Origin of the sequence: Brevibacillus formosus (assembly GCF_003013405.1) — a bacterium.
Classification (GTDB): domain Bacteria; phylum Bacillota; class Bacilli; order Brevibacillales; family Brevibacillaceae; genus Brevibacillus; species Brevibacillus formosus.
Genome location: NZ_PXZL01000007.1, coordinates 240,971 through 263,424, shown reverse-complemented (window position 1 = coordinate 263,424; position 22,454 = coordinate 240,971). Strand labels below are relative to the sequence as shown.

Sequence of the window (22,454 nt, the reverse complement as noted above, 5' to 3'; positions counted from 1 at the left end):
AGACAGGGGGAAATGCGATATGAACAAGGCAGATCGGATCAAAAGAATGAAAGTTCCCGCCCCAGTGGGACCGGGACTCGCCAAACGACTTCCGCCAGGACAAATCCTGACAGAGCGTTTTCCCATTTTGCATGAGGGAGACGTGCCAGTGTATGACATGAACGAATGGACACTGCGCGTTTTCGGTGAGGTAGACCAGGAAGTGACGCTCTCCTACGAAGAGATCATGGCGATGCCGCAGGTGACAGTGACGAGCGACATTCACTGCGTGACGCGCTGGTCCCGTTTTGACAATGCGTTTACGGGCGTGCGTTTTCGTGATTTTCTACAGGCGATTGGCGTGACTCCGCGGGCGAACTTCGTCATGCTGCACGGTGATCATGACTATACCGCCAATGTGCCGCTCGCTGATCTGGAGCGTGATGATGTGCTGCTGGCTCACTCCTTTGATGGAGAGCGACTGACGGACAAGCACGGCTGGCCGCTTCGCCTGGTTGTTCCTCATCTGTATTTCTGGAAAAGCGTGAAGTGGATCAGAGGAATTGAATTTATGACGGAAAACAAGCCCGGCTTCTGGGAGCAAAATGGTTTTCACTTGATCGCAGACCCGTTCCGCGAAGAGCGGTTCTCCGGTGAAGCGTTGCCGATCCCAGAGGATGAATGGGAGAAAAAGGAGTTCGATTGTGATGTTGACAAATCTAAAGATAGATCCAGAACAACTCCCAAAGCGCGTCATCGTGTGCGGTGATCCAAAACGCGCCGCCTTGATTGCATCGAAACTCGACGATCAGCGTCAAATCGGGGAAAACCGCGAGTATCACAGCTATGCGGGTACGTGGAAAGGCGTAGAGGTAGCGATAGTGAGCCATGGGGTAGGCGCACCGGGAGCAGCTGTATGCTTCGAGGAGCTGGCGAAGGGCGGCGTTCAGGTCATCATTCGTGTAGGAACTGCCGGATCATATCAAAAGGAAATAGAAACAGGCAGCCTCGTTATCAGCTCCGCAGCGGTTCGCCAAGACGGCTTGACCAGTCAGTTGGTTCCAGCGGGCTTCCCGGCTGTTGCCAATCGCCATGTCGTGGACGCGCTCGTACAAGCAGCGGGAGAAAACGCATCAGACTTGAAGGTATTCGAAGGAATCACGCTGACACTCGATGTCTTTTACAGTGGGGTGTTGGAGTTCCCGCATAAGCTGTACCAAAAAGCAGGCGTTTTGGCAGTCGAAATGGAAAACACCGCCCTCTTCGTGATTGCGGCTCTCCGCGGTATGAAGGCAGGCTCTATTTTAGCAATCGACGGATATGCAGATGCAGACCTGCTCGAATCGTATAACCCGCACACCGATGTGATGGCAAAAGCTATTGAAGTGGAAGCGTTGATCGCATTGGATGCGGTTATTGCGGTTTCGTAAACATCATCATGGCATACACTCAGGACTGAATGGTTCTGGGTGTTTTTATTTTTATAAGCTTGATAAAGAACCAGTAGCTGTAGAGAGGAAAAAGGAGAAACCGACGAAGGGTCTTTGGAACCAGGCCAGTCAAACCCCCAGCAGGTGTGACAAGAAGCCTGAGTGGTTTCTCCTTTTTCCTCTCCTCCACTAAAGTCCGATCAAATTGTAAACCACATCTTTTCCGATAATTAACATTTCCTTTAAGCTTCCTTAACGCTCGTACAGTACCATTCAAAGTGACAAGTGAACACATCCCTTCGGTTGGAGCCATGGAGAAACCCCCGACAGCCTTTCCAAGCACTTTCATAGAGAGTTCTTTGGCATTGTCATGTCGCAGGGTTTTTTGTCTTGGGCATAAGGAGGCGTAAGCGATGAACCGGGAACAGTTTCGTGCAAGACTGGCACAGTACAAGCTAATCGCTTCCGTAAAAGAAGCGAAGCACCTGGAAAAAGCGGCAGAGGCAAATTTGAGTGCTGCGGTACTCTCGATTGGCAACATTGGTGTAATTAAAGGCTACGTGGATTATTTTAAGTCGAAAAATATCCCTGTTTTTCTTCATTTGGAGCGGATTGGCGGAATCAGTCATGACCGGGAAGGCATTGCATTTTTGGGACACTACGTCAAGCCAGACGGGATCGTCACTACGCGCAACACACTGGTCAAGCTGGCGAAAAAGCAAGGCCTGCTGACGATTCAGCGTTTGTTTTTGGTAGATAGCGACTCGATTAAATCAGGCTTAACTTCCCTGCAAGATACACAGCCTGACGCTGTTGAGCTGATGCCTGGCTTGCTGCCGGAGTTTATCGAAGAATTTCGTAATGTGATCGATACCCCGATCATTTCTGGTGGTCTGATTCGCAAGCAAGAACAGATGGAGGAAGTATTAAAGCATGGAGCGACAGCTGTTTCAGTCGGAAGTCCCCTGCTGTGGAAGGAGTGTAAGAACCTTGATTCAAGCGTTGTTATTTGATTTGGACGGAACCTTGCTGGACAGTCGGGATGCGGTCGTGGATGCCGTTGCTTTTACGGCTGAGCAGTACGCACCGGGACACTTTAGCAGGGAAGAGCTTCTTGCGCGTTTTGGAGAATCGTTTGATGACTTTTTAGCGGCAGTTGCTACAGCAGCAGGTGTCCCTGACAAAAAGGAAGTGCTGACGAGATACTTCGCGTATGTACGGGAGCATCATGAAGAACACGTCAAGCTGTTTCCGTTTGTTCGCGAAGGGTTGGAAAAGCTGAAGGCGGCGGGCTTTACGATGGCGATTGTCACGAACAAGCAACGGGAGTTTACATTGGCTGGTCTGGAGATGGCGGGGATTGAGCATCTGTTTGAGGCAATCGTCACGGTCGATGATGTATCACGGGGCAAGCCGTCGGCTGAGCCTGTACAAAAAGCGCTGGGAGCGCTAGGCAAAACTCCCGAGCAAGCCATGATGATCGGCGACAGTCGCTATGATGTACTGGCTGCGGTAGGAGCGGGTGTGCAATCTGTCGTGCTGGAGTGGTACGGACAAGAGAAATGGCCCTACGCTTCTCCGGATTACCGCTACGCCGATTTCGAAGCATTTGTTACGGAGATGCTGGCCGCAAAGGCACAAGGAGGGAAATAAAAACAGATGGCACGTGTGGTATTGGAGCAGGTAACGAAAGCCTTTCAGAATCAAAGCGTGGTCAAAGGATTGGATTTGGTCATTCCAGACGGCTCCTTTACGGTTCTGGTAGGTCCGTCCGGCTGTGGGAAATCAACCACACTCAGGATGATCGCTGGCTTGGAAACAGTGACGGACGGCAAAATCATAATCGGTGATCAAACGGTGAACCAATTGCCACCTGGCAAGCGTGATATTGCGATGGTTTTTCAAAATTACGCCCTCTACCCAACAATGAACGTGTACGACAATATCGCCTATGGCTTGAGAAACCGCGGAACGTCGAAAAAGGAATGTCAGGTGCTGGTAGAGGAGATCGCGGAAATCGTCGGGCTATCCGATTACCTCAAGCGCAAGCCTTCTCAGCTCTCCGGTGGTCAAAGGCAACGTGTTGCACTCGCGCGGGCCATGGTGAAAAAGCCAAAGGTCTTCCTGATGGACGAACCGCTCTCCAATCTCGATGCGAAGCTGCGAAATCAGATGCGTGTGGAATTGACGAGCCTGCATAAACAGCTCGGCAGCACCTTCATCTACGTGACACATGATCAGGTCGAGGCAATGACCATGGGCGATCAGATCGTCGTCATGAATGACGGACACATTATGCAAGTAGCGACCCCGATGGATTTGTATCAGGAGCCGGAAAATCTGTTTGTTGCCCAATTTATCGGTTCCCCGCCGATGAACATTGTTGCTGCGGAGGGCAAAAGTGAGCACGTATGGGGATTCCGCCCGGAAAAAGCAGTGTTGTTGCCTGCTGCGGTCTCTGCCATCGCGAGCGAAGAGATGTGGAGCGCACGAGGTCAGGTCGTATCCAGGGAAATTCTCGGGTCAGACACGCTCCTTCATGTGGAGACGGAAAAAGGCAGGGTCATCGTCAAAGCGGACTCGGAGGCAGCGATGCAGGTCGGCTCCTCGGTCACGGTCACTGTACCGTGGGAGTACATGTATGTGTTCGAAAAAGGGAGCGGGAAACGAGTGGGTCGCATGAGTGGACGAGTGCCTGTATCGACACGCGCAGGAGGGGATAGCTGATGCGAAAAGCGGCAACTGTACAGGAGTTGCCGGGTGTAAGCCAGTCGAAAACAGAAGTGCGTTCACAGGCATTTGCATGGTCTGACCTCGCATCCCGGCTGCGTCCGTACTTGTATCTGGCACCCGCATTGATTTGCTTCGTCCTGTTCTTCTTTTACCCGATTGGCTCGATCATTTATTTGAGCTTTCAGGACTGGTCATTGATCAATTTGGAGCAAATGGAATGGGTAGGCTTGCAAAACTATCAGGACTTGATGAAGGACGGAGATTTTCATCAAGTATTGGGAAATACCGCGGTCTTTACCATTGCGACAGTGGGGATCGGATTGACGCTATCTTTCCTGCTCGCCCTATGGCTGAACAAAAAGGCAAAGGTGTACGGCATTATTCAGGCGACTGTTTTCAGTCCTCACATCATTTCGCTGGTATCTGTCTCGATGCTGTGGATGTGGCTGATGGACCCGCAGTTTGGCCTGTTGAACGCAGGACTGGAAGCGGTCGGACTGCCTGCGTATACGTGGCTGACTGACCCGAAAAGCTCCTTGCTGTCACTGATTATCGTCAGCATTTGGAAAGGTGTCGGCTATAACACGCTCATTTTCATCGCAGGATTGCAAAGTATTCCGGGCGATATATACGAGGCAGCAGCGCTCGATCAATCGCCGTGGTGGCGGACTCTGAGACGGATTACGATACCGATGCTGTCGCCGACGATTTTCTTTTTGCTGATTATCAATACGATCTCATCCTTTCAAGCGTTCGACACGATTGCCATTATGACGCAGGGTGGTCCAATCAATAGTACGAACATGCTTGTCTACTACATTTACGAGCAGGGCATGGACTTCTACAATGGCGGGATTGCTTCGGCTGCCTCTGTCATTTTGCTGATACTGGTAGGGATTTTAACAGCTGTACATTTCCTGGTGATGTCCAAGCGCGTGCATTATCGTTGATGAACTCGTCGTGAAAGGAGGAGCAGCATGTATCGAGTGGTTTTGGCTTCACGCAAGACCGTGGAATGGATTGGACTTTTGATCGTGGCTTTCCTGTTTGTGTTCCCGTTTCTGTGGATGGCATCGACGGCTTTCAAAACGATGCCAGAGGTCCGGCAATTTCCCCCGACGCTTTTGCCTGAGACGTGGGAGTGGAGCAACTTTGCCCAAGCCTGGGAATCAGGTCCGTTCCTGATGTATACGTGGAACAGCATTCTGGTTGCGGTAGGGATTTTGATCCTGCAATTTTTGACGGCGGTGCCTGCGGCTTACGCTTTTGCGCGCTACAAGTTTCCCGGTCGCAATCTGTTGTTTGGTCTTGTCTTGATTGTCTTGATGATTCCTGGACAAGTCATCTTTTTGCCGATCTACGTGCAATTGAGCGGTTGGGGACTCGTCAACACACTGTGGTCGCTCATCCTGCCGTACGCAGCCAGTGCTTTCGGAATCTTCCTGCTCAGACAAGCATTCATGCAGGTGCCTGATGAAGTGATCGAGGCAGCACGTCTGGATAACGCGTCCGAATGGAAGATCATGTGGACGATCATGGTGCCGATGGCAAAGCCAGTGCTAGTCACTTTTGGCCTGTTTAGCTTTATTTACCACTGGAACGACTATTTCTGGCCGCTGATTATGACCAACAGCGACGAGGTTCGTACCTTGCCAATCGGAATATCCAGCTTGCACATGTCCGACGGCGGAACCTTGTGGAACGTCATGATGGCGGGCAACATGATTCTCATTCTACCGATTCTCGTGATTTTCTTCGTGGCACAACGGCATATTATCAAAGCGTTCATCTATCAATCCAAATAATAAAAGATAGCTCTTAGGGAGGAAATCAAACCATGTTTTCCATGAAAAAGACTGGAACGATTCTATGTGCATTGACTATCGGTTTGTCAGGAGTTTTGGCTGGATGCGGATCATCCGGTAAAGAACAGTCTGCAAGTACAGGCAGTACTTCTCAGCCAGCAGCGTCAACAGCATCCAGCGGCCCTGTCGAAATTGATTTCTGGTATGCGTTGGGTGGCGTTCGTGGGAAAACAATTGAGGATATGGTCAAAAAATTCAACGAAACACATAAAGATATTATCGTCAAACCAGCCTACCAAGGTGCGTATCAAGAGAACCACTCCAAAGTACTGGCATCTGTAGCAGCGGGCAACAATCCAGATGTCACGATGGTCGAGATCGCTTCAATCGCAGCATTTGCGGATGCAAAAGTTTTGGAAGATTTGACTCCCTACTCGCAGGGGGATGAAAAGAAGTACATTCCAGGTCTCATGAAAAATTCCTATTGGAATGACAAACTGTACGCCGTGCCATTTAACCGTTCCACTCCACTCTTGTACATCAACCGCGATATGTTAAAAGAAGCAGGACTTGATCCAAACGGTCCGAAAACATGGGATGAGCTCGTCAGCTTCTCGCAAAAGCTGAGCAAAAAAGAAGGAGACAAAATTACCCGGTACGGCTTCTCGACGCCTGTTGATATTTGGTTCTACGAAGCGCTCGTTTTCCAAGGCGGGGGCAACATCCTGAGCGAGGACGGCAAGGAGCTGACGATCAACAACGAAGCGGGAAAAGCACCGCTTGAGCTCTGGTCCAAAATGGTGAAGGAAGGCATCATGAAAAACCCTCCAGGAGAGAACTACAATGCGTGGGATGTAGCGGAGCAAGACTTCCTGAATCAAAAAGTGGGCATGATTTTCACCTCGACAGGCTCCTTGACGGAATTGAAGAAAAATGCCAAATTTGACATGGGTGCTGCCTTCCTGCCAGCCAATAAAACGTTTGGTACGCCAACGGGCGGTGCGAATCTCGTGATGCTGGCGAAGTCGACCGATGCAGAGAAAAAAGCGGCGTGGGAATTCATGAAGTGGATGACCGATACCGAGCAAACGGTTCCGTGGTCCATCGCTTCCGGTTATATGCCTGTCACGACAGAAGCTATCGATTCTGCTGAAATGAAGGCATTCTATGAAAAAGAACCAAACTTCAAGGTTGCGGTAGATCAGCTGCAATACGGCTATCCTCGTCCAATGGCTCCAGGCTACAAGGAATTGCAGGATGTGATTCAAAAAGAACTGCAGCGTGCGATGCTTGGCCAAGCGACAGTAGATGAAGCGATGCAGGCGGCAACGGAAAAAGGCAGCAAGCTTTTGAAAAAATAATAGAAACGAAATGATAGAGGAGCTGGCGAAATGAACATTTGTATGGCACATCGCGGGTGGTCAGGCAAAGCCCCGGAGAATACAATGACAGCGATTCGACTGGCTTTGGCAGAGCCAGCTATCAAAGCAATGGAAATTGATGTTCAACTGACCCGTGACGGTGTTCCGGTGCTGATTCATGACTTTACGCTGGAACGCACGACCAATGGCCGCGGTCTGGTCATGGACCATACTTTGGCAGAGCTGCGTGAGCTGGATGCAGGGAGCTGGTTTGACGACAAGTTTGCGGGCGAGCGCATCCCTACACTGGAGGAAGTGTTGATCGCAGTAAAAGGTCGCTGCACGCTAAATATTGAACTGAAAGCAACAAGTGACATGTATCCTGGTATCGCAGAAAAGGTGCTCGCGCTTGTAGAAAAGCATGGAATGAAGCAAGAGGTGTACCTGACTTCATTTGACCATGATTTGATCCGTCACGTTCGCACGCTCGATCAAGAAGTGCAGACAGGCCTGATTGTATATGGTCGCCCTGTACTCATGCTGGAACAGATGGAGGCAGCGGGTGCTACGATCCTCTCCATGGGATATCCGTTTCTGAATCGTGAGCTAACAGTAGCCGCGATTGAAAAAGGCTTCAAAGTCATTGCATGGACGCTGGATGATCCGAAGCATATCCGCGAAGTCATTTCGTGGCATCCTCAGGTTCAAATTTGCACCAACCATCCTGACCGGATGTGGGAGTTTGTATAAGCGCAAACAGGAAAGAGCCGCCGGGCAACATGCAAGGCGGCTTTCCTTTTTTGCTGTTTGGACTATATCTTGAATTTGCTTACATGAGATTGCAGTTCTTCGGCTATTCTTGCCAAAGAAGTAGCTGATGAACTGACCTCTTCCATAGCTGCCAGCTGTTCTTCTGTGGCGGCCGACACGCTTTGTGTTCCGTCAGCAGAATTCTCCGCTACTTCTTCAATGACACTGACCAATTCTACTACCTGTTTGGTGCCGAAAGACATTTGCTCAGAATAAGCCTTTACTTCTTGAATTTGGCTTGCTACTTGCGTGACAGCATCTTGGATCTGTTCGAAGGACTTGCCTGCATTGTTAACGACAGTAAGTCCAGTGGCGACCTCTTTGGTGCCCTGTTCCATCGAAAGGACAGCCTGGTTTGATTCGAGCTGAATCGTCGTAATCAACAGTTTGATCTGTTGCGCGGATTGCGCGGACTGCTCAGCCAATTTGCGCACTTCGTCTGCTACAACGGCGAATCCGCGCCCCTGTTCACCAGCTCTCGCCGCTTCAATCGCTGCGTTAAGCGCTAACAGATTTGTTTGTTCAGCAATGGCGGTGATGACTTGTACGATTTGTCCGATTTCCTGCGAGCTGTTTCCTAATCGTTTGACGATATCGGCAATGTTGCCGACAGTGTTCTCGATCGATTGCATCTGGCTGATAACGACCTGAAGGGCTTGATTGCCTTCCACTGCAATTTGGGAAGCGCCCAAAGCTGATTCGGCAGCTTGCTGTGCATTCGTGGCAACCTGTTGAGCTCCTGTCGATACACCTTGAATTGCGGTGACACTTTCCTCTACACTCTTCACTTGCTTTTCCGCACCGTAAGCTACTTCCTGAATCGTTATGGCGATTTGCTCGGTAGCCTTGCTCGTATGGTCGGCGTTGACTGACAATTCCTCTGCTGAAGAAGCGAGGTCTGAAGCTGTATCATTAACTTGTTGAATAATCGTTCGCAGGTTGAGCACCATTGTGTTTACTGATTGGGATAGCTGTCCAACCTCATCCTTGGTTCGAATTTGCAAGGGTTGTACAGTCAGTTCACCCTCGGAAATGCGGTTAGCCACTGAGGCAACTGCCGCAATAGGGCGTGAGATTTGTCGGGAAACAGCGTATGCGATTGCCGTCACGACAGCAACAACAACGATGACAATGATCCTAACCATGGTGGTAACGGATGAAACCGCAGACGTTATGGATTCGACAGGGATATGCAGATACAAACCAAAGTTGGTCTTGGGAATGGGGGAATAGGTGACAACGTATTCCTTGCCATTGTCCGAGTAGCTGTATGAGCCCTTTTCCGTTTTTCCTGATTTCAGGATTTCCATCAATGGTTGCGGCAGAGCGGATTCCTCAAGCGGTTTTCCGATCAGATCCTGGGTAGGATGGTACTGAATTTGATCCTTGTTATCAACGAGAATCGGATAACCATCGTTGCCTACTTTCAAATCCTTGAGAAATGTTGCTGTGAAGTCATCTACATTGACGAGCCCGGTCAAGACACCGAGCTTCTCATTGTTTTTCGTTTTTACAGGGGAAGCGACGATGATAGAGCGATTGCCGGTTGTCTTCGCAACAAGAACATCGGAGAAGCTGGGCTTGTCCTGCATACCGTCTTTGAAGAATTGGCGCTCGCCAAGATTGATTCCAACGCTTTTGGGGAACGTATCAGCCGTTACTTTTCCATCGCTTGCGATAAACGTATTTCCGTCATACAGTTTCATTTCCTCGGTAAACTTGCGGATGAATTCGTTTTTTGCTGCTGCATCATCGGATTGAATATCCGAGGTGCGGGCTAAAATCTGAATTTCTGTCATTCGCCGGTCCAGATATTGATCCATAGCTATGGCTGTACTGGAAGTAAGGTCAACATAGGATGATTTTTGTTTATCAATCAGAATGGATGAAAAGCTGTTCGTGATAAACAAAGAAACGGCAGTAAGTGGAATGACAGCCACGACGAGAAACCAAAGGATCATTTTGTTCCTGAGCTTGTTGAACAAAAACATAGGTTTTTCCACTCCTAATCCGTGATTGCAAAATAGAAACAGGTAGACTGCTGAGATTTACTCAGCAGTCTGACAAAATATTAGTATCCCATTGCTGCGCCTTCACCGCGAGGGTCAGCGCCGCCAAATTTTACATTGGTTTGCGGGTCAATCAGGATTGCGCCGGACTGTCCCATCGCGTCGGTATAGGCTGCTTCCAGCTTTTCGACCGGATGCCCACGTTTTATCAACTCATCCAGGACTTCTTGAGGGATGCGGCTTTCCACCTTGAGATTGTTGGAAGCAGATCCCCAGTTGCGTCCATGCAGCCATCTTGGCGCTTCGATTGCGTCTTGCACGCTGAAACCAAAGTCGACGATACGCGTGACGAGAGCGGCTTGCGTTTGCGGCTGTCCTTCTCCCCCTTGTGTTCCGTAGAGAAGATAAGGCTTGTCCCCTTTAAAGAGCATAGCCGGGTTAATTGTGTGGAAGGTGCGTTTTCCTGGTTCCAAATGATTGATGTGTTTGGGATCCAAAGAGAAATAGCTTCCGCGGTTTTGCAAAAGGACGCCCGTATCTTTCGCTACGATGCCGGAACCCCAGTCAAAATAGTGACTCTGAATGATGGACACGGCATTTCCATCTTTGTCGACGATCCCGAACCAGGTTGTATCGCCTTTTGGATCAAGTGGTTCTACAGATTTGGCGGCTTGCTTCATATCAATGCGCGCAGCTAAATCTTTCCCGTGCTGCTTGGACAACAGCTCATCCACAGGGATATCCACAAAGGCAGGGTCAGTTAGCCATTTGTCGCGGTCAGCAAAAGCTTGTTTGGTTGCTTCTACAATCGTGTGATAGTAATCGGGTGTTCCTTCACCCATGCTCTTGAGGTCAAAGTTATTCAAAACATTAAGAATAGAGAGTGATGCCATGCCTTGAGAGTTCGGTGGAACGTTATACGCTTTGTATCCTCGGTAGTCTACCGTAATTGGATCTGCCCAAGTGGAGGTGTGCTTCTCAAAATCTTTCAACGTGAGCAATCCGCCGTTGGCTTGCATGTCTGCTACGATTTTTTTAGCAACTTCTCCTTTATAAAAACCGTCAGCGCCTTTTTTTGCAATGATTCGCAAAGTATTGGCAAGGTCCTTTTGTTTGAGAATTTCCCCTGCTGCATAAGGATCGCCGTTGGGCTTCAGGAATGTTTTACGGAATCCATCAAAACGTTGAAGATTCTTCAAGTCATTGTCAGTTGGATCTGTCGCGTATTTCGTCCAATATACTTGGTTGGGAGAGACTGGATATCCGTTCTCGGCGTATCCAATGGCAGGCTCCAGCAGTCTGCTCCATTGAAGCTTGCTGTTGCCCATTTTTTTGTGTGCGTAGTTGTACGCCTCCCACCAGCCGGAGACCACACCAGGGACAGTGTTTGCTGATTCATAACCGCGGGACGGGATTTTTTCGTAGCCCTTGCCTTTGTAATAGTCGATGGTTGCCTTTTCGCCTGCGCGACCACTGCCGTTCAGTGCTTTCAGCTCTTTTGTTTTGGCATTGTAGATGAGCCAGAAGTTATCTCCGCCAATGGTTGTGTAATGGGGATAGACAACAGCTAAGGTGGAAGCGGCTGTAATAGCAGCATCTACTGCACTTCCACCGTCTTCCAAAGTCTTCAGGGCCGCAGCCGTAGCCAGATAGTGAGGAGTCGTCACCATTGCGTTCGGTGACATCGATGTTGGACGGTTAGCAGCTTGTGCTCCAGAGAATGTTGATACCCCGATGACAGCAGTCAGCGCGACGGTCGAGAGTTTCTTCCAGAATGACATTCCTATGAAACCTCCTTCATGATGAATAATATAATGATTCATTAAACCGGCTATCCGCTGTTGCCTCACCTCCTTTAAAAGTTAAAAATACACAAACATACAAAAGTAGACAAAAATAGACATTGTGAGCGCAAAAAAAGACCAATGATATAGGATCATTGGTCTCGTCCTACATCAATACTTCGGTAGCTGGCAAGCGTGTCCGCTGTTGCGGAGGTAGCCCCTGTAGCTTTGCGTCGCCGGATTTCCCCGGGTATGCCGTTTCGATATCAATGGGTGAAGCATAAAATGACACAATACTGATTCTATCGTTGTGGGAAAATGTTCCTAAAAGTCCGTTTGCCAATAATATAGACTATTTACCATTTGTGGTAAATAAGAAAAAATTTTTAATCCGGAAAAATAGTCAGGAATAGCATGGGGAAGGTTGTTTTTCGCAGACATTCACACACCTCCTGGGGCAAAACTGCTTATGATGATAAAAAGGCACATTCGCCAAGGAGTGAAACAAAGACCATGATGCATCCCGATACAGAATTGCGCTATATCAACGATGAGATCGGGTACGGTGTGTTTGCGACAAGGTTTATCCCAAAAGGAACGATTGTATGGGCACAGGATGATTTGGACCAGGTATTGGACCCTGCGTTTGTGGAAAGACTTGACTCATTACGAAAACAGGACGTACAAAAATATTCGTTTAAGAACCAGTTCGGAAAGTACATTCTTTGTTGGGATAAGGCAAGGTACGTGAACCACAGCTTTCATGCGAATTGTGTGCCGACCATGTATGATATGGAATTGGCTGCACGGGATATTTTTCCGGAAGAAGAGCTGACAGATGATTATGGAACGTTAAATTTGGATGAACCTTTCGATTGTTTGCCCGAGTCCGACACGGACCGATCCCGCGTAATGCCCGATGACTTGCTTCGGTATTACCCGCGGTGGGATCGGATTGCAGCGGAAGCATTCCAACGTTTCAATCATGTTGAACAGCCTTTGCTGCATCTGATTTCCCCGAAGCATCTCGAAACGATTCGTGGGATCACGGAGCAGCGGTTAGCCATTGATTCTGTCATTCACCTGTATTGCAGGTCACAATGGCAAACGAGGCAGCAATGGGAGACGTGAGCGGGTCGGTCAACGACCCGATTTTGTTGAACTCTGGGTAGAGAATCAGTATTATGGAATGTAAAGGTGAAGTGAAAGGTTGATTTCATTGGAAAACAAGGTAGCGGCATCCAATTTTATCCGCAATATCATGATTGATGACTTGCAAGAGGGCAAAGTAAAGGAAATCATTACCCGCTTTCCCCCAGAACCGAACGGGTATCTTCATATTGGACATGCAAAAGCGATCTGCCTCAACTTTGAGTTGGCTCGAGAATTCTCCGGCAAGGCCAACCTGCGTTTTGACGATACCAACCCGGTGAAGGAAGACATCGAATACGTAGAGGCCATCAAAAGGGACGTTCAATGGCTTGGCTTCGAATGGGACGGGTTGTTTTTTGCATCTGATTACTTTGAAGAGATGTACAACCGTGCGGTGCTGTTGATTAAAAAAGGTCTGGCTTACGTAGACGATCTGTCTCCAGAAGAAATGCGTAAAATGCGTGGAACGTGGACAGAGCCAGGCACAGATAGTCCGTTCCGCAATCGGTCTGTGGAGGAAAACCTGGACCTGTTTGCACGTATGCGCCAAGGTGAATTCAAGGACGGGGAAAAGGTGCTGCGTGCGAAAATCGACATGGCTTCTCAGAACTTCAACATGCGTGATCCGGTTCTCTATCGGATCTCCCATGCAACGCATCACAACACGGGCGACAAATGGTGTATTTATCCGATGTACGACTTCGCTCATCCGTTGGAGGATGCTATTGAGGGCGTGACACACTCCTTGTGCTCACTGGAATTCGAAGATCATCGCCCGTTGTACGACTGGGTAGTACGCGAGTGCGAAATGGAGAAGGTACCGCACCAGTACGAATTTGCTCGCTTGAACCTGACAAACACCGTTATGAGTAAACGCAAGCTGAAACAGCTTGTCGATGAGAATGTAGTAGACGGCTGGGATGACCCGCGCATGCCAACCATCGCAGGCTTCCGTCGTCGCGGCTATACACCGGAAGCGATTCGTACATTCGCTCGTGAAGTAGGGGTAGCGCGCGCGAACAGCACCGTTGACGAGAAAATGCTGGAGTATTTCATCCGTGAAGACCTGAAGCTAAAGGCACCACGTACGATGGCTGTTTTGAATCCGTTGAAGGTCGTCATCACGAACTATCCGGAAGGACAAGTCGAGATGCTCGAAGCGGAGATCAATCCAGAGAACCCAGAGATGGGCAATCGTCAAATTCCGTTCTCCCGCGAAATCTACATTGAGCAGGACGACTTCATGGAAAACCCGCCGAGCAAGTACTTCCGCCTGTTCCCGGGAAATGAAGTGCGTCTGAAGCACGCGTACTTCATTAAATGCAATGACGTCGTGAAGGATGCAGACGGCAACGTGATCGAGATCCATTGCACGTATGACCCTGAGACGAAGAGCGGCAGCGGTTTTACAGGTCGTAAGGTAAAAGGTACAATTCACTGGGTGGATGCGACCAATGCCGTTCCTGCTGAATTCCGTTTGTATGAGCCATTGATTATGGATGATGAAGACGCAGAGGGCACATTCCTCGACAACGTTAACCCGAATTCGTTGGAAGTGCTGCAAGGCTATGTGGAACCAAATATGAAAGAAACCAAGCCACAAGACAAGTATCAATTTTTCCGTCATGGCTATTTCAATGTCGATCCGAAGCATACGACAGAGGATAAGCTCGTATTCAACCGGATTGTATCGTTGAAGAGTTCCTTTGAACTGCCAAAAGCATAAGAAATACCATATAAATCAAGCGCTGCTGTACATGGTGAACCCGTGTGCAGCGGCGCTTTTTTCTTTCGTCATTATAAATCAGCGTGTATAATTATTCTGTTACATAAAGGGGGACAGGCAGTGAACGGGAGAGCAGAACTAACACGTAGTTTGAAGTTGCGGCATATTGTCGTAATTGGACTGGGCTACATGGCCCCGATGGCCGTTTTTGACACCTTTGGCATTGTTTCTGGAGAAACGGGGGGGCACGTTCCTGCTGCTTATGCAGTCACACTTCTTGCGATCCTGTTTACGGCGGCAAGCTACGGAAAGATGGTACGGCTATTCCCTTCAGCAGGGACCGCGTATACGTATACACAGCAAACGATCCATCCCTATGCAGGATTTTTGGTAGGCTGGGCGTCCTTGCTGGATTATTTGTTTTTACCGATGATTAACGCTTTGTTGACTGGGGTTTACCTTTCCTCCGTTTTTCCCGAGGTATCGACTGCATGGTGGATTATAGGATTCATCGTACTAGTGACGGGGTTAAACGTATTTCGGGTGACGGTGACTGCATCCGTCAACTCGATTTTGGTGCTGTTTCAAGTCGTGGTCGTCTTGTTGTTTGCGGGATTGGCAATCCGTGGTCTTATACAAGGTGACGGGCTTGGGCAAGTATTCAACCTGCGGCCATTTGTGTCACCGGATATGTCTGTCATTGCACTGCTTTCCGGTGCATCGATTCTTTGCTTTTCCTTCCTTGGCTTTGATGCAGTAACCACGCTAACGGAGGAAACCGTCGATGCGAAAAAGACCATTCCTCGCGGGATTATGCTCGTAGCACTCGCAGGAGGAGCGTTGTTTATTACAGCATCTTATTTCATGCAATCATTATTTCCGGATGTTTCGGTATTGTCTGATCCAGAAGCAGCCTCTGCGGAGATTGCTTTGTTTATCGGTGGGACGATCTTTCAATTGGTGTTTTTGGCGGCAGCGTTGTCTTCGACTCTGGCATCCGGGCTCGTATCTGTCACGAGCGTAACGCGCTTATTGTACGCAATGGGACGAGATGGATTTTTGCCGCGAAGCTGGTTCGGTTATGTACATCCAAAGCTGAGAACGCCTTTATTTAACGTCTTACTGGTCGGAGCGTTGATGCTGTTCGCTTTGTATTTGGATTTATTAACGGCAACTTCCTTTATTAACTTCGGTGCACTGATCGCTTTTAGCTTTGTAAACATCAGCGTAATGGCGTATTATTTCCGCAAACAAAAGAACAAGCATATCAAGGATTGGTGGGGCTTCGTGTTGTCTCCACTCATCGGGACAACGTTCATCGCCTTTTTGTGGGTCAACCTGGAAGAAACGTCCATGATGCTCGGCTTGCTCTGGACCTTTGTTGGATTGATCTATTTGTTGTACTTGGTGAAGGTCAAGAAAACCAATTTAGAAATGGTGAAGTTTGAGGAGCAGTAGCTGTAGTGGGGAAGAAGTGCATTTCCAGTCTGCGCTTCGGCCTACGCCCCGCAAGGGGGATTGACTGTCCGCTCCGGAATAAATGGCGGGAGCGCTTCAAACGTAGAAGTTTCGAGGAAGTTATTCATAAGTGAAGCTTAAATTCCCCGCCATTTATTCCGAAGCTAGGCTGGGCTCCAGAGGCGCTTGGACTGGAAATGCACTTCTTCTAACGTGGGATTTAAATAATATTTGAAAGTGGATTCAGGAGGGAGAGAACAATGATTCTCTCCCTTTTTTGTCTTTATCCTCCAGATTCACCCCAATTAAAGCAGGGGGAAAACAAGCAGCTCGCAGAGGAAACAGGAGAAATAAGCGAAGATCTTAGGGACACCGACCGAGACGGAATGCAAAAAGCGAAACACGCCCTTAAGCGTCCACCTCTGAAACACATCCTGAACCGACCACTTTGGACGCGGTTTCGCTTTTTGCATGGAGTCGGGCAGTCAATCCCCCAGGGGGTGGCCCTAGAAGCTGAGCGTTTTCTCCTGTTTCCTCCCCACCACTACAGCCAGAACCAATGGTTTTACCCACCCTCTTCTAGACGATCCAGAAAAGAGGGAGTAAACTGGCTAGAGGAATATTCCAAACATTAACGCTTGACACGAGGAGGGTTTATTCTGATGCTTTCGACTCTGTTCCGGCGGAAATGGACGACAGTAGATTACGTCCTGATTGTCGTCACTGCCGCGCTCTATGCTGTTGCCATTATTATGCTTGCCAATATCAAGCTCATTCCTTCCGTACCGATCCGTCCAGCCAATGCCCTTCAGCCCGTATTTGGCATGTTATTCGGCTTGCCGGGATGCATAGGCCTTGCCTTTGGAAATATGGTCAGTGATTTATTAACCGGAAGCGCCCCGCCTCATGCGATCGCGGTCGGTTTCTTTTCTAATTTTATGGGGGGCTTTATCGGGTTGCTTGCTGTGAGTCACCCTGCACTCAAAACAAAGCGGAGCGTCCTTCAATATATCGTGTTTGTTGTCATAATCAGCTCGATTGTGGTAGCCTGCGGGATTTTGATTAACGTGGCGCTGGGCCTGACCCCAAAAGAAGTGGCGGTCTGGTACATCCCAACCGTGTTCTTGAACCAAGCCATTTCAACGGCGATTCTGGGGCCAATCCTCTTAAAGCTGTTGTACCCATTCGTAAAGCGTTCTGGACTATACCGGGGTCGCCCCTTGCAGGAATTCAACTATCTCGGAAATGAAAGCAGGATCGCAAGGTGAAAACAGAACCATTGCTGCGAGTAAACGGAGTCTATTGGCACTATGAAGAGGGAGCAATGCCTGCGCTAGTGGACATTCATCTGGCGCTCTATCCAGGGGAAGTGGTCGGTGTTGTCGGGCCTGCTGCCGCAGGGAAAACGACGCTGCTATTGACGATGTCAGGTCTGATTCCGTCTAACTACGGTGGACAGTTCGTGGGGAGTGTCGAGTCCAAAAGTGAGCAAGGCATCGTCTTTCAGGACCCAGAAACCCAGTTCATCGGGCTGACCGTCGAAGAGGAGCTTGCCTTCTCGCTTGAGAATACCGGGTGGCCGGACGAGCGAATAGAGCGGCGAATGGCAGAGGTACTCGATCTGATCGGCTTGAACGGCTTTGCTAATCGTTCGCCTCTTGAGTTGTCGGGAGGAGAAAAGCAGCGGGTGGCGATAGCATCCGCTCTCTCCCACAATCCGCAGGTGCTCATTTTGGATGAGCCTACTTCCGAGCTGGACCCGGTGGGAGCGAGGGAGGTTTTCTCGCTTCTTTCACGGCTGAAGCAGGAAAAAGAAATGACGATTGTGGTATCGTCCCATGCGACGGAAGAGCTCGCGGCTTTTTGCGACCGAATGATTCTGATTGTTGAGGGGAAAATCGTATTGGACCAGCCGACTCGCGAATTTTTTGCCCAAGTGGACGTGTTGGACGAGCATGGCATATTGGTCCCGGATGTCATCCGACTCTATCACATGCTATGCCAGGAAGGCGTCATGCCGGCATCCTCTACTGGTGTGCCTTTGACTGTTGAGGAGCTGGCACTCCACTACAAGGAAGGACAGCTCGTTCGGGAGGGAAGCCTGTGAGTGTCGTTATTGAATTCGATGAGGTCTGGTATGGCTATGAAAAGGAAAAGCCGGTGCTGAACGGCGTTTCGCTCCAACTAAAACAGGGAGAATTCGTCGCCATCATTGGGGGAAATGGTTCCGGTAAAACGACGTTGGCCAAGCATTGTAACGGTCTGTACAAGCCGACGCAGGGTGCCGTCAAAGTGAATGGTCTCGATACCAAGACGATGAATGTTGCCCAACTATCGAGAATCGTGGCGTATTGCTATCAAAATCCTGATCATCAAATCTTTCATTCGACCATAAAGGCGGAGGTAGCATTCGGGCCCAAAAACATGGGCTGGCCGCCTGAAAAAATAGAGCAAGCTGTTGCGGAGGCGTTGGCAGCAGTGGGGTTATCCGACAAAGGCGAAGAAGAGCCCCATTTTTCGAGCAAAGGCACGCGGCAAAAAATCGCGGTGGCTTCGATTTTGGCGATGAAGCCGCAAGTGATCGTGCTGGACGAACCTACGACGGGTCTCGATTATCGTGCCATGCAAGAAATGATGGAGCTTGTGCGGCAGTTGCACGCGGAAGGCCATACAATTATCGTCATCACGCATGATATGCGTCTGGTGGCGGAGTACGCCCAGCGAGTGATCGTTATGCATAAAGGAAAGCTGCTATGTGACGGGGACCCACAGCACGTATTTTCACAGCCGCAAGTATTAGCTGCTGCCCAAGTAGAAGCGCCTGCCATGTATCGTTTCGGGAAAGCAGTGGATGTCCATAATCCGATTCCACTCACGCTGACAGCGATGAGAAAACAGCTGCTGGGGGAGGGGAAGTAAGATGAGGAATGCCCATCCGAGCTACACGCTGCTTGTATTCGTGTTGCTGGGCCTGCTCCCTTTTTTATTCCAGGACCCGCGCGCGCTTATCATTCTGTTGGCGATAAACATCGCGCTGATTGCCAAGCTGGGCTGGGAGCGCTCCATGATGAAGGCGTATGTATTGGTTGGTGGAATCGGTTCGTGCTTTGCTGTGATTACATGGCTGCCGTTTACCAATGTAGGCACTCCGTACTGGAGCAGCACGATTCCGGTGATCGACTATCCCGTGCAAATTACGGATGTCGGTGTCTTATGGGCATTGGGAATGGGACTACGACTGGCGAATGTCGCGTTACTGTCGATGTACTATGTGTTTACAACTTCCCCCAGAGAAATAGCGATGGGACTTCGCGGGATTGGCGTTCCATTTTCGGTCAGCTATTTGCTCTCACTTATTTTTCGTTTTATCCCCCTCGTCAAAAATGATTTGGCGATCATTCGGGAAGCGCAGATGGTACGAGGGATGTCGACGAGCGAAGGGAATGTTCCGGAACGCATCAGGAAGTACAGCTATTTGCTCGTACCGCTCATCTTCAACTCACTCAAGCGTGTGCAACTGATCGCGAATGCATTGGATGCCAAAGGCTTTCGCATCCGTAACAGTCAGCATCGGTTTTACCGCAGCAAACGGTGGGAAAAAACAGAAATAATCACACTAGTGGCTGGTGTATGTATCGTCGCCGCACTATTTTACATCGCCAGGTTACATCCCGATCATACTGGCGTGCTGATTCCGGGGCGTATTTAGTAAGGAGGCAAGCAAAATGAACGAAGCATTGTTCTCGCATGTCAATCGCTTGCAGGTAGAAGGGGGCACGCTGGAGTACGGCGTCACAGGAAAGCCAGATGCACCTGCCCTGCTGCTTTTGCATGGCATTCGCAACACCAAGCTGCTGTTTGCGCCCATCTTGCCAGCATTGGCAGAGGAATATCGGGTGATTGCGGTAGATATCCGTGGTCACGGGAATTCTGTGAGCCAGGGTCCCTTTTCGTTTGAGGGGATCGTAACAGATTTGATTCAACTCATGGAGAAAGAACAGCTCGAACAAGTAACGATTGTCGCAGCGTCCTTTTCTGCTGTGCCTTCCCAGATGCTAGCGATTCGCGAGCCCAAGCGCGTAGCTTCGCTCGTATTGCTGGATGGAGGCTACTATTCCTTGGGAGAAGTGCCCGGGTTCAATAGGGAGAAGGTTGTCGAGAGGCTGGCTACCACGCGGTTTTTCTCCGTAGAGGAAGCAGAAAGGCAATTCGCAGAGCGGTATGGTACGAGAGTGATGCCTGAGGGCTGGATGCGAGAGGAGCTTGTGAAAAAGGAAGACGGAAGCTACGGTTACCGTTTGCCGAGGGAGGCATTCTCGGCCTATTTCCAAGAGTACAGCGTTCATTGCCAACCAGAATTGTTCCAACAGCTGACATGCCCCGTGCTTTTACTACTGGCTGATGACAGCTTGTTGTCAAAAGAAGAGCAGCAGTTTCATCGTCAGGCAGTTGCTACCTACCAGGAAATGGTGAAGCAGGCCAAGGTGAAAATGATACTGAAAGCACAACATTTGCTGATGGTGACGCATCCGCAAGAGACCGTGAACGAAATCCATGTTTTTTTATCGAAATAAGGGAAGGGACAAGCGAGTTGGCTTGTCCCTTTTACTTTGTTTACCGCTTCGCTTCACGAATGAGCACGTTCAACTGTTCTGCCATGGCTTGCTGATTCTTTTGCTCCCTCATGTGCTTTTTCACCGTTTCTAGCGCTTTGATGCCTTTTTTCGAGGTCACGACCTTCACAGGTGCATCCGTTCCGTAGATACGCTCGATTTGGGTACGAGCTTGTGCGAACGTGTGCTGGTGATCGCTCGTACCCAATGTCCCTGCCGTTCCGCTCCCTGATTTTGTATGGGCAGCATCATGCCCGCGACTGGAGCTACCGGAGTAATTGCTGATGAGATGAGACTGCATCGGGTCCATTTGATTGATCGATTGTGCATTGGCAGTAGAAGGGGCCAAGTAGATGGCATCGTTAACGATCAACGCCTGGACACCGTGAACGCCCGCTGCCTTCAGTTGGGCTTCTAGCTTCGTGGAAGGACCGCCCGTGTGCAGGTGTGAGCTGCCCATAGAGCTGTATAGAGCATTGCCCATCCCGCTATACGTATGGCCTTGCGAATTTGTCGTGAATTTTTTGTCGCGGTCCACGCTGGGAATAACGGTTGCGTCATTTGGATTTTGTGCCAATGACTGAGTACGTGCTGGTGGTTGTGGTATCGGAGCCGGAGCCGCTTGATTCACACAGGCTGTCAAAAGAAGGACAGCTCCTAATCCTGCGGTTCCTACCCATGTATGGAAGTGCTTCATCACGATCCCTCCAAGTCTTCCTGCCTAGATAAGATTATCCTTTGTTCGCTGCATGAAGTTATGAGTGGAGCATGTTGGAAAAATTTTTGTTAACCACGATTATCTTTTGGAAAAAATGCACAAAACAAAGGGAGGAAATAACTGGAGGTGGTCATTTTGGCAGAAGCAAACAACACGAATGAACGGCCAGTATCCCGAAGGAACTTTTTGAAAAACTCCGGGCTGGTGCTCGGCGGTTTGGTCGTAGGAGGAGTGGCAGGGAGCTTGCTCCGCAGACCGGAAACTCCGGCCCAGCCAGCAGCACCGCCCCCTGCGACCGATTACAATCAGGCGCTCATGTTTTTTACTCCTGAGCAATTCAAGGTGGTGGATGCCGCCTGTGAGCGCATTTTTCCTGAGGATGAGCTGGGTCCGGGCGCGAAGGCACTCGGTGCAGCTTATTTCATTGACCACCAGCTAGCGGGTGATTGGGGCTTTAATGCTCGAGAATACATGCAAGCACCCTTTTATCCAGGTGAGATTACACAGGGCTATCAAGGCAGGTTAAAACGAAGGGAAATATTCGATATCGGCATTCAAGAAATGAACAACTACAGTAACAGCACCCACGGAAAACGGTTTTATGAACTCCCGCCGGAACAGCAGGACGCTGTTTTGAAGGCTTTTGAAACCGATGAAGTAAAATTGACGACCATTTCGGCGAGCACTTTTTTCAATTTGCTGCGGGCCAGTACGATCGAAGGCGTTTATGCAGACCCTCTGTACGGAGGAAATAAAAATATGGATGGCTGGAAAATGAAGAATTTCCCAGGCAATCAGATGACGTATACACAGCTGATCGATAAGCCTGAGTTTGTGAAGATGGCTCCCTTAAGCTTGCGGGATCATCAACATTGA

20 protein-coding genes, 1 pseudogene and 1 riboswitch are annotated in these 22,454 nt (G+C 49.5%); of the genes and pseudogenes, 18 read left to right on the top strand and 3 right to left on the bottom strand.

The window, feature by feature from the left end:
• Window positions 1-19: 19 nt before the first annotated feature.
• The 9 genes and pseudogenes from C7R91_RS07975 to C7R91_RS07930 form a co-directional block, all read left to right on the top strand.
• A pseudogene (locus C7R91_RS07975) lies at window positions 20-682 on the top strand (sulfite oxidase-like oxidoreductase); the annotation flags it as partial.
• 4 nt (window positions 683-686) lie between these two features.
• A complete protein-coding gene (locus C7R91_RS07970) occupies window positions 687-1,409 on the top strand; it encodes a nucleoside phosphorylase (protein ID WP_083995073.1) in 723 nt (240 codons plus the stop codon).
• Window positions 1,410-1,822: 413 nt separating this feature from the next.
• Window positions 1,823-2,422: a glycerol-3-phosphate responsive antiterminator gene (locus C7R91_RS07960; protein WP_047069924.1), complete on the top strand. Its 600-nt coding sequence runs from the start codon at window positions 1,823-1,825 to the stop codon at window positions 2,420-2,422.
• Window positions 2,400-3,062, top strand: a complete 663-nt coding sequence (locus tag C7R91_RS07955) for an HAD family hydrolase (RefSeq protein ID WP_047069923.1) — start codon at window positions 2,400-2,402, stop codon at window positions 3,060-3,062. The genes C7R91_RS07960 and C7R91_RS07955 overlap by 23 nt, the downstream gene beginning before the upstream one ends.
• A 6-nt stretch (window positions 3,063-3,068) precedes the next feature.
• Window positions 3,069-4,136: an ABC transporter ATP-binding protein gene (locus C7R91_RS07950; RefSeq protein WP_047069922.1), complete on the top strand. Its 1,068-nt coding sequence runs from the start codon at window positions 3,069-3,071 to the stop codon at window positions 4,134-4,136.
• Window positions 4,136-5,092, top strand: coding sequence for a carbohydrate ABC transporter permease (locus tag C7R91_RS07945; RefSeq protein ID WP_047069921.1), 957 nt, complete (start codon window positions 4,136-4,138; stop codon window positions 5,090-5,092). The genes C7R91_RS07950 and C7R91_RS07945 overlap by 1 nt, the downstream gene beginning before the upstream one ends.
• Window positions 5,093-5,119: 27 nt before the next feature.
• A complete protein-coding gene (locus C7R91_RS07940) occupies window positions 5,120-5,947 on the top strand; it encodes a carbohydrate ABC transporter permease (protein WP_007720517.1) in 828 nt (275 codons plus the stop codon).
• 32 nt (window positions 5,948-5,979) lie between these two features.
• The gene (locus C7R91_RS07935) at window positions 5,980-7,308 is read left to right on the top strand and encodes an ABC transporter substrate-binding protein (RefSeq protein ID WP_047069919.1); all 1,329 of its coding nucleotides are present in this window, start codon (window positions 5,980-5,982) and stop codon (window positions 7,306-7,308) included.
• A gap of 30 nt (window positions 7,309-7,338) precedes the next feature.
• Window positions 7,339-8,058, top strand: a complete 720-nt coding sequence (locus tag C7R91_RS07930) for a glycerophosphodiester phosphodiesterase (protein ID WP_047069917.1) — start codon at window positions 7,339-7,341, stop codon at window positions 8,056-8,058.
• Between the two features lie 62 nt (window positions 8,059-8,120).
• Here C7R91_RS07930 and C7R91_RS07925 read toward each other — a convergent pair whose 3' ends face one another.
• Together C7R91_RS07925 and ggt are read right to left on the bottom strand one after the other, a co-directional pair.
• The gene (locus C7R91_RS07925) at window positions 8,121-10,109 is read right to left on the bottom strand and encodes a methyl-accepting chemotaxis protein (protein WP_047069915.1); all 1,989 of its coding nucleotides are present in this window, start codon (window positions 10,107-10,109) and stop codon (window positions 8,121-8,123) included.
• An 80-nt stretch (window positions 10,110-10,189) separates the two neighbouring features.
• Window positions 10,190-11,908: a gamma-glutamyltransferase gene (ggt, locus tag C7R91_RS07920; protein ID WP_047069913.1), complete on the bottom strand. Its 1,719-nt coding sequence runs from the start codon at window positions 11,906-11,908 to the stop codon at window positions 10,190-10,192.
• Window positions 11,909-12,089: 181 nt separating this feature from the next.
• A riboswitch (cyclic di-GMP riboswitch) is annotated at window positions 12,090-12,178 on the bottom strand.
• 246 nt (window positions 12,179-12,424) lie between these two features.
• Here ggt and C7R91_RS07915 point away from each other — a divergent pair.
• The 8 genes from C7R91_RS07915 (at window position 12,425) to C7R91_RS07875 (ending at window position 20,821) form a co-directional block, all read left to right on the top strand.
• A complete protein-coding gene (locus C7R91_RS07915) occupies window positions 12,425-13,042 on the top strand; it encodes an SET domain-containing protein (RefSeq protein ID WP_047069911.1) in 618 nt (205 codons plus the stop codon).
• A 79-nt stretch (window positions 13,043-13,121) separates the two neighbouring features.
• The gene (locus C7R91_RS07910; protein ID WP_047069910.1) at window positions 13,122-14,789 is read left to right on the top strand and encodes a glutamine--tRNA ligase/YqeY domain fusion protein; all 1,668 of its coding nucleotides are present in this window, start codon (window positions 13,122-13,124) and stop codon (window positions 14,787-14,789) included.
• Between the two features lie 120 nt (window positions 14,790-14,909).
• Entirely contained in the window at window positions 14,910-16,247 is a 1,338-nt protein-coding gene (locus C7R91_RS07905; protein WP_047069909.1) for an APC family permease, read from the top strand.
• A gap of 662 nt (window positions 16,248-16,909) precedes the next feature.
• On the top strand, window positions 16,910-17,515 hold the full coding sequence (locus C7R91_RS07895) for a QueT transporter family protein (protein ID WP_047069908.1): 606 nt from the start codon (window positions 16,910-16,912) through the stop codon (window positions 17,513-17,515).
• Window positions 17,512-18,354 carry an energy-coupling factor ABC transporter ATP-binding protein gene (locus C7R91_RS07890; RefSeq protein WP_047069907.1) on the top strand — a complete coding sequence of 281 codons (843 nt, stop codon included), beginning with the start codon at window positions 17,512-17,514 and terminating at the stop codon, window positions 18,352-18,354. The genes C7R91_RS07895 and C7R91_RS07890 overlap by 4 nt, the downstream gene beginning before the upstream one ends.
• Window positions 18,351-19,166: an energy-coupling factor ABC transporter ATP-binding protein gene (locus tag C7R91_RS07885; protein ID WP_047069906.1), complete on the top strand. Its 816-nt coding sequence runs from the start codon at window positions 18,351-18,353 to the stop codon at window positions 19,164-19,166. The genes C7R91_RS07890 and C7R91_RS07885 overlap by 4 nt, the downstream gene beginning before the upstream one ends.
• A 1-nt stretch (window position 19,167) precedes the next feature.
• On the top strand, window positions 19,168-19,956 hold the full coding sequence (locus tag C7R91_RS07880; protein WP_047069904.1) for an energy-coupling factor transporter transmembrane component T: 789 nt from the start codon (window positions 19,168-19,170) through the stop codon (window positions 19,954-19,956).
• Window positions 19,957-19,972: 16 nt separating this feature from the next.
• Entirely contained in the window at window positions 19,973-20,821 is an 849-nt protein-coding gene (locus tag C7R91_RS07875; RefSeq protein WP_047069903.1) for an alpha/beta fold hydrolase, read from the top strand.
• 40 nt (window positions 20,822-20,861) lie between these two features.
• Here the strand turns inward: C7R91_RS07875 and C7R91_RS07870 are convergent, their stop codons facing one another.
• Window positions 20,862-21,557, bottom strand: a complete 696-nt coding sequence (locus tag C7R91_RS07870; RefSeq protein ID WP_047069902.1) for a hypothetical protein — start codon at window positions 21,555-21,557, stop codon at window positions 20,862-20,864.
• Window positions 21,558-21,704: 147 nt separating this feature from the next.
• Here C7R91_RS07870 and C7R91_RS07865 point away from each other — a divergent pair, with 147 nt between their 5' ends.
• Window positions 21,705-22,454, top strand: a complete 750-nt coding sequence (locus C7R91_RS07865; protein WP_083995072.1) for a gluconate 2-dehydrogenase subunit 3 family protein — start codon at window positions 21,705-21,707, stop codon at window positions 22,452-22,454.